The organism is Nocardioides sp., assembly GCF_047607185.1.
Lineage (GTDB): Bacteria > Actinomycetota > Actinomycetes > Propionibacteriales > Nocardioidaceae > Nocardioides.
In genome coordinates, this window is sequence record NZ_JASGDQ010000038.1 from 1 (window position 1) to 6,416 (window position 6,416).

Genomic DNA, 6,416 nt, shown 5'->3' on the forward strand with positions numbered 1-6,416 from the left:
AACCCGCCGCGTCGGAAGACGTGCTGGGGCCGACACCCGAACTTCTGCCGACTGGGGTCTCTTTGAGCCAGCGCTTCTGCCGACTGGGGCCTCTTTGAGCCTGCACTTCTGCCGACTCGGGCCTCTTTGAACCAGCACTTCTGCCGACTCGGGCCCTCTCAGGCCAGCACTTCTGCCGACTCGCGCTAGCGGATGTGAGCGGCGAGCTGGTGGATCCCGGCCCGCAGGCCACCGACCAGGTCACCTTCGGCGAAGCTGGAGCGCATGGTCTCGGCGGCCAGCGCGGTCTCCGCGTCGGAGAGGCTCTGCCGCACCCAGCCGCCGGTGACGATCTCGAGCAGCCGACGGGCCGGATCGACGACGATCATGATGCTGCGCGCCGGCGCGACGAGCGTGTTGTGGAGCTGGGTGGCGTAGGCCCGGGTGTCGTCCACGCCGACCGGACCGACATAGACCGAGAACTCGGCCCGGGAGGCGAGCTCCGCCTTGCGGATCGCGTCCTCGACCGTGGCGCGCTGGGCCGTGCTCAATCTCGTGGGCAGCAGCTCACCACTTGGCACTGGCGCCACCGGCCTCGGACGTCTCGCCGTCCGGCGCGGCCAGCTCGGCGGTGCCCTTGCGCGGGCCGCCCAGCCACTCGCCGGCCGGGGCGGCGCCGGTGAGGCTCTCGCCCTTGAGCAGGCCGGGCAGCGCCGCCAACAGCGAGATGATCACCCCGACGCCCACCGGGATCGCCACACAGATGACCAGCAGGTGCCCCCAGCTCATGTGCGTCTCGGGCGCCCAACCGGCCGGCACGTCGGCCGAGGCGGGGCCGGCACCAGCGACGACACAGGCGGCGACGGCGACGAGTGCGCCGGTCGTCACGGCGGCACGGCGAACGATGCTCTGCGGCGGAGTGGTCACGACCAGAGGATATCGGCTGTGGCCGTGGTCGTCGTACCTGCCCTGGGTCGGACACGGAATACTGACCCGCATGGCACATGACGCTCTCGATTGGATGATCGGACGACCGCTGGCCATCGTCGGGGTGATCGTGCTCGGACTCCTCGTCCGGTGGATCTGCTTCAAGGTGGTCGACCGCATCGTCGCGCGCGCCGAGGCCGGTATGCTCCCCGATGCGATCTCTGGTCGGCTACCGGGCGACTCCGCGCGCCGGGTGCAGCGGGCACGCACCGTCGCCGACCTCATCAAGAGCATCATCACCGGCGTCCTGGTCGCGATCGTCGGCACGATGGTGCTCGATCAGCTCGGCGTCAACATCGCCCCGATCATCGCCAGCGCCGGCATCGTCGGGCTGGCGCTGGGCTTCGGCGCGCAGTCACTGGTGAAGGACTTCCTGTCCGGCGTCTTCATGATCTTCGAGGACCAGTACGGCGTCGGGGACCTCGTCGACCTCGGCGCGATGACCGGCACCGCGTCGGTGGGACGGGTCGAGTCGGTCTCGCTGCGGATCACCCGGCTGCGCGACGAGGACGGCACCGTGTGGTTCGTCCGCAACGGCGAGGTGCTGCGGGTCGGCAACTTCAGCCGGCCGCCGGCGCAGCCGAGCCCCGCTCAGCCCAACGACCCGGCGACCGACCCGCCGCTCAGCTGAGATCCGCGAACGCCGCGTCCAGGGTGATGGGCACGGCCGCGAGCGCCTGGGAGACCGGGCAGCCCTCCTTGGCGGCCTGCGCCAGCTCGAGGAAGGTGGCCTCGTCCAGGCCGGGCACGACGCCGCGCACGGTGAGCGCGATGCCGGTGATGCCGGTGCCGGGGGTGAACTCCACCTCGGCAGAGACGGTCAGCGACTCGGCCGGCGTGCCGTTCTCGGCGAGGCCGTTGGAGAAGGCCATCGAGTAGCAGGACGAGTGGGCCGCGGCGATCAGCTCCTCGGGGCTGGTCTTGCCGCCGGACTGCTCCGCGCGCGAGGGCCACGAGACGTCGTACGTCCCCAGGCCGGAGGACTCGAGGGTGACCTTGCCGGCGCCCTCGAAGAGGGTGCCGTTCCAGACGGTGGTGGCGCTGCGAGTTGTGGGCATAGCGCCACAATAGTCCCGTGACATTCTTCGAGGAGATCGGCGGACTTCCCACCATCGAGAAGATCGTGGCGACCTTCTACGAGGGGGTGGCGACCGACCCGGTGCTCGCGCCGATGTATCCCGCCGACGACCTGGACGGCGCCCGGGAGCGGCTCACCCTGTTCCTGGCGCAGTACTGGGGCGGCCCGACGACCTACTCCGAGCGGCGCGGCCACCCGAGGCTGCGGATGAGGCACGCGCCGTACGCCGTCACCCCGGACGCCCGCGACCACTGGCTGGCGCTGTTCCGAGCCGGCCTGGACGCCGTCGACCTCACCCCCGAACAGGACGCGCAGTTCTGGGAGTACGTCACTCACGCGGCCCAGTTCATGATCAACACCCCGGGCTGAGAGCGGCGGTGACCAGCGCGCGGACCTCCTCCGTCGGCACGGTGGACCGGCCGGCGGCGAGGTCCCAGAAGACCATCACGTGCCGTGCCCGGGCCAGTTGGACGGTGCCGTCGAGGATCTCGGCCTCTACCACCATCGAGGAGGTGCCGAGCCGGGTCAGCCAGGTGCGCACCTGGTAGGGCTCGTGACGGAACAGGATGGGGCGCCGGTAGACGAGATCGGCCTGGGCGACCACCAGCCCGGGACGGGCCTCGATCCCGTGCAGAGCCGGCCGGACGGCGGCGAGCCGGCCCTCCTGGAAGTACTCGAAGTGCTTGACGTTGTTGACATGGCCGTAGGGGTCGAGGTCGGAGAAGCGAACCCGCAGCGGGTACGACGCCGCGGCGGCCGGGGCGGTCGAGAACTCGGCTGTCGGCGCCTCGGCGGGCTCCAGGTACGGCGCCAGCTCGGCCTTCTCCTCGGGCGTGAGCCGGCGCGGCCGGCCGGTGGCCAGCACGAACGGCGCCAGCACGCTGCTGGCGCGGGCGTGCACGATCCGCTCCCCGGCGACCTCGCGGTAGACCTCGTAGCCGAGCACGAAGCTGGCCGAGCGGATCTCGGTCACCCAGGTCTCGACGACCGGCGCGGCGTCGAACGGCATCGGCGCGAGGTATCTTACCTGGTGGCCGGCGACCACCAGCCCGTCCACCGGCTGCTCGACGTGCAGCCGGAGCAGGTCGACGCGGGCCTCCTGGAGATAGTCGGCGTAGACGACATTGTTGACGTGCGCCAGCGAGTCGATGTCCGCCCAGCGCATCGGGCACTCGTAGACGTGCCTCACGGCATCGACCGAGGACAGAGGTGAGCCACGGCGGACAGTCTGGCATCCGTCGTACGGCGTGCCGGAGCCGGCTCGTCGTTGAGCGAGCAACGACCGTCGTATCCTGTGGCGTTGTGGGCGAGACGACTCGCTGGCTCGACGACGACCAGCAACATGCGTGGCGGGCGCTCTACCTGGGGACCACCCTGCTCAAGGACCGCCTCGACGCCGACCTGCGGCGCGACTTCGACCTGTCGCTGCCGGAGTACGAGGTGCTGGTGCGGCTCTCGGAGGCCGACGGCTCGCTGCGGATGGCACAGCTGGCCGACGCGATGGCGCACAGCCGCTCCCGGGTGACGCACACCATCAAGCGGATGGAGGGCGCCGGACTGGTCGAGCGGTCGACGTCGACCGACGACGGCCGCGGCGTGGTCGCCCGGATCACCGGCCTGGGCATGGAGCTGCTGGTCCGGGCCGCGCCGGTCCACGTCACCGGGGTACGGGAGTATCTCCTCGACCTTGTCGCGGCCGACGACTTCGCGGCGGTCGGCCGGGTCTTCGACGCCGTCTGCGATCACCTCGTCGGCGCGCACCCCAACGCGGAGATGCGCAACCCGCCCGGCTGAGAACGCGTCCTGAGACCGCGCTGTCCGGCGCGTGCGATGGCAAGGCGGCGGTCCGAAGGCGGCCTTGGAGCGAAGCGGGCCGTCGAGGGCCGCCAACGCGGCCAGCGTGCGTGCCGGGCGGCGCGGTCAGTCGCGGGTGAGGCGGCGGTGGGTAACTCGGTGCGGGCGGGCCGCCTCGAGGCCGAGCCGCTCGACCTTGTTCTCCTCGTAGGAGGCGAAGTTGCCCTCGAACCAGAACCACTGACCCTCGTCCTCCTCGGTGCCCTCCCAGGCGAGGATGTGGGTGGCGATGCGGTCGAGGAACCAGCGGTCGTGGGAGGTGACCACGGCGCAGCCCGGGAAGTCGAGCAGCGCGTCCTCCAGCGAGGACAGCGTCTCGACGTCGAGGTCGTTGGTCGGCTCGTCGAGCAGCAGCAGGTTGCCGCCCTGCTTCAGCGTCAGCGCCAGGTTGAGACGGTTGCGCTCACCGCCCGAGAGGACGCCGGCGAGCTTCTGCTGGTCGGGGCCCTTGAAGCCGAACGAGGCGACGTAGGCCCGGCTGTTCATCTCGAAGTTGGCGACCTTGACGAAGTCGAGGCCGTCGGAGACGACCTCCCAGACGTTCTTCTTCGGGTCGATATTGGCCCGGCTCTGGTCGGCATAGGAGATCTTCACCGTCTGGCCGACGACCAGCTCGCCGGAGTCGGGAGTCTCGCCCCCGGTGATCATCCGGAACAGCGTGGTCTTGCCGACGCCGTTGGGGCCGACGATGCCGACGATGCCGGCGCGCGGCAGCGTGAAGGAGATGTCGTCCCACAGCACCCGGCCGTCGAAGGCCTTGGTCAGGCCCTTGGCCTCCAGCACCACGTCGCCCAGTCGGGGGCCGGCCGGGATGTTGATCTCGGCGGTGTCGATCTTGCGGGACTTCTCCGCCTCGGCGGCCAGCTCCTCGTAGCGGGCCAGACGCGACTTGGACTTGGTCTGCCGGGCCTTGGCGTTGGAGCGGACCCACTCCAGCTCCTTCTCCAGCATCCTGGCGCGCTTGGCGTCCTTGGCGCCCTCGATCTTGAGCCGCTCCTTCTTGGTCTCCAGGTAGGTGGAGTAGTTGCCCTCGTAGCCGTGGATGGAGCCGCGGTCGACCTCGGCGATCCACTCGGCGACGTTGTCGAGGAAGTAGCGGTCGTGGGTGACGGCGAGGACAGCGCCCTTGTAGGTCTTCAGGTGGCCCTCCAGCCACTGCACCGACTCGGCGTCGAGGTGGTTGGTGGGCTCGTCGAGCAGCAGCAGGTCGGGCTCCTGCAGCAGCAGCTTGCACAGCGCGACGCGCCGCCGCTCGCCACCGGAGAGGTTGTCGACCAGCGCGTCCGGCGGCGGGCAGCGCAGCGCGTCCATGGCCTGCTCGAGCTTGGAGTCGACGTCCCAGGCGTTGATATTGTCCAGATAGGTCTGGAGCTCGCCGGTCTCCTCCATCAGGGCGTCGTAGTCGGCGTCGGGCTCGCCCATCTCGGCATAGGCCTCCTCCAGGCGGCTCATCTTCGCCTTGATCTCGCCGACCGCCTCCTCGACGTTCTCCAGGACGGTCTTGCCCTCGGTGAGCGGCGGCTCCTGCTGGAGCATGCCGACAGTGGAGCCAGGGTCGCGGATCACGTCGCCGTTGTTGGGCTGGTCCAGCCCCGCCATCAGCTTCAGCAGCGACGACTTGCCCATGCCGTTGGGACCGACGACACCGATCTTCGCGCCGTGCAGGAACGAGAGGGTGACGTTGTCCAGGACGACCTTGTCGCCGTGCGCCTTGCGGACGTTGCGCAAGGAGAGGATGTATTCCGCCATGGGGCGAAATCCTAGTTGGAGAACCGCGCTGAGACCTGATCGGGGTCACGCGGCGTCTTTCCCGACGAGTGACCAGTGATCGAGACCGGGACACACCGCCCGCGCGGCGGTGCGGGAAGGAGGGCGAGGCTCGTGGACGACAGCGAGTTCGCCGGGTTCGTCGCCGCCAGATCGGGGCAGCTCTACCGCAGCGCCTATCTGCTGACGACGTCGTCGCACGCCGCCGAGGACCTGGTCCAGGTCGCGCTCGCCAAGGCGTACGCCGCCTGGCCCCGAGTGCGCACCGCAACCGACCCGGTGGCCTACGTCCACGGGGTGCTGATCAAGGCCTTCCTCTCCGAGCGGCGGCGGCGCTCCTCCTCCGAGGTGCCGCTGGCGGCCACGCCGGACGCACCGGTCCTCGACGCCGACCCGACCGAGCGGCTCGCGCTGGTGGCCGCGCTGCGTGAGCTCGCGCCGCTCGACCGGGCGGTGGTGGTGCTGCGGTTCTGGGAGGACCGCAGCGTGGCCGACACCGCTCACGACCTGGACCTGACCGAGGCAGCGGTCAAGAACCGCTGCCTGCGAGCCCTGCGCCAGCTGCGCGGGCTGCTCACCGACACCACCTTCCCTGGGAGCATCCGATGAACCTCGCCGAGTACGACGACCTGCGCGAGGTCTTCGACCGCGCGATGAGCGACCTGCCCATCCCCACGGCGCGACTCCATGCGGCCGCCGTCCGCGACGGCCGGCGGCAGCGGCGCCGCCGCCGTGCCCTGGTCGGCGCCGG

At 70.4% G+C, this 6,416-nt stretch carries 9 protein-coding genes; 4 read left to right on the top strand and 5 right to left on the bottom strand.

The features are described from left to right. Nucleotides 1-185: 185 nt before the first annotated feature. The gene (locus QM595_RS03605; protein WP_415170157.1) at nucleotides 186-530 is read right to left on the bottom strand and encodes a DUF5130 family protein; all 345 of its coding nucleotides are present in this window, start codon (nucleotides 528-530) and stop codon (nucleotides 186-188) included. Between the two features lie 16 nt (nucleotides 531-546). Further along, nucleotides 547-906 carry a hypothetical protein gene (locus QM595_RS03610; RefSeq protein ID WP_415170158.1) on the bottom strand — a complete coding sequence of 120 codons (360 nt, stop codon included), beginning with the start codon at nucleotides 904-906 and terminating at the stop codon, nucleotides 547-549. A gap of 70 nt (nucleotides 907-976) precedes the next feature. Between QM595_RS03610 and QM595_RS03615 the strand changes: the two genes are divergently transcribed. Further along, nucleotides 977-1,597, top strand: coding sequence for a mechanosensitive ion channel family protein (locus QM595_RS03615; RefSeq protein ID WP_415170159.1), 621 nt, complete (start codon nucleotides 977-979; stop codon nucleotides 1,595-1,597). Here QM595_RS03615 and QM595_RS03620 read toward each other — a convergent pair. Next, nucleotides 1,590-2,024, bottom strand: coding sequence for an OsmC family protein (locus QM595_RS03620; RefSeq protein WP_415170160.1), 435 nt, complete (start codon nucleotides 2,022-2,024; stop codon nucleotides 1,590-1,592). The genes QM595_RS03615 and QM595_RS03620 overlap by 8 nt on opposite strands. Before the next feature lie 17 nt (nucleotides 2,025-2,041). On the opposite strand from QM595_RS03620, the gene QM595_RS03625 reads away from it, so the two are divergent. Beyond that, complete coding sequence (locus QM595_RS03625; protein WP_415170161.1) at nucleotides 2,042-2,413, top strand: globin; 372 nt, start codon at nucleotides 2,042-2,044, stop codon at nucleotides 2,411-2,413. Here QM595_RS03625 and QM595_RS03630 read toward each other — a convergent pair. Continuing rightward, nucleotides 2,397-3,209: an acyl-CoA thioesterase gene (locus tag QM595_RS03630; RefSeq protein WP_415170162.1), complete on the bottom strand. Its 813-nt coding sequence runs from the start codon at nucleotides 3,207-3,209 to the stop codon at nucleotides 2,397-2,399. The genes QM595_RS03625 and QM595_RS03630 overlap by 17 nt on opposite strands. A 137-nt stretch (nucleotides 3,210-3,346) precedes the next feature. Between QM595_RS03630 and QM595_RS03635 the strand changes: the two genes are divergently transcribed. After that, nucleotides 3,347-3,838, top strand: coding sequence for a MarR family winged helix-turn-helix transcriptional regulator (locus tag QM595_RS03635; RefSeq protein WP_415170163.1), 492 nt, complete (start codon nucleotides 3,347-3,349; stop codon nucleotides 3,836-3,838). A gap of 126 nt (nucleotides 3,839-3,964) precedes the next feature. Here QM595_RS03635 and ettA read toward each other — a convergent pair whose 3' ends face one another. After that, nucleotides 3,965-5,647: an energy-dependent translational throttle protein EttA gene (ettA, locus tag QM595_RS03640; RefSeq protein ID WP_415170164.1), complete on the bottom strand. Its 1,683-nt coding sequence runs from the start codon at nucleotides 5,645-5,647 to the stop codon at nucleotides 3,965-3,967. 132 nt (nucleotides 5,648-5,779) lie between these two features. On the opposite strand from ettA, the gene QM595_RS03645 reads away from it, so the two are divergent. Next, entirely contained in the window at nucleotides 5,780-6,274 is a 495-nt protein-coding gene (locus QM595_RS03645) for a SigE family RNA polymerase sigma factor (protein WP_415170165.1), read from the top strand. Nucleotides 6,275-6,416: the final 142 nt, after the last annotated feature.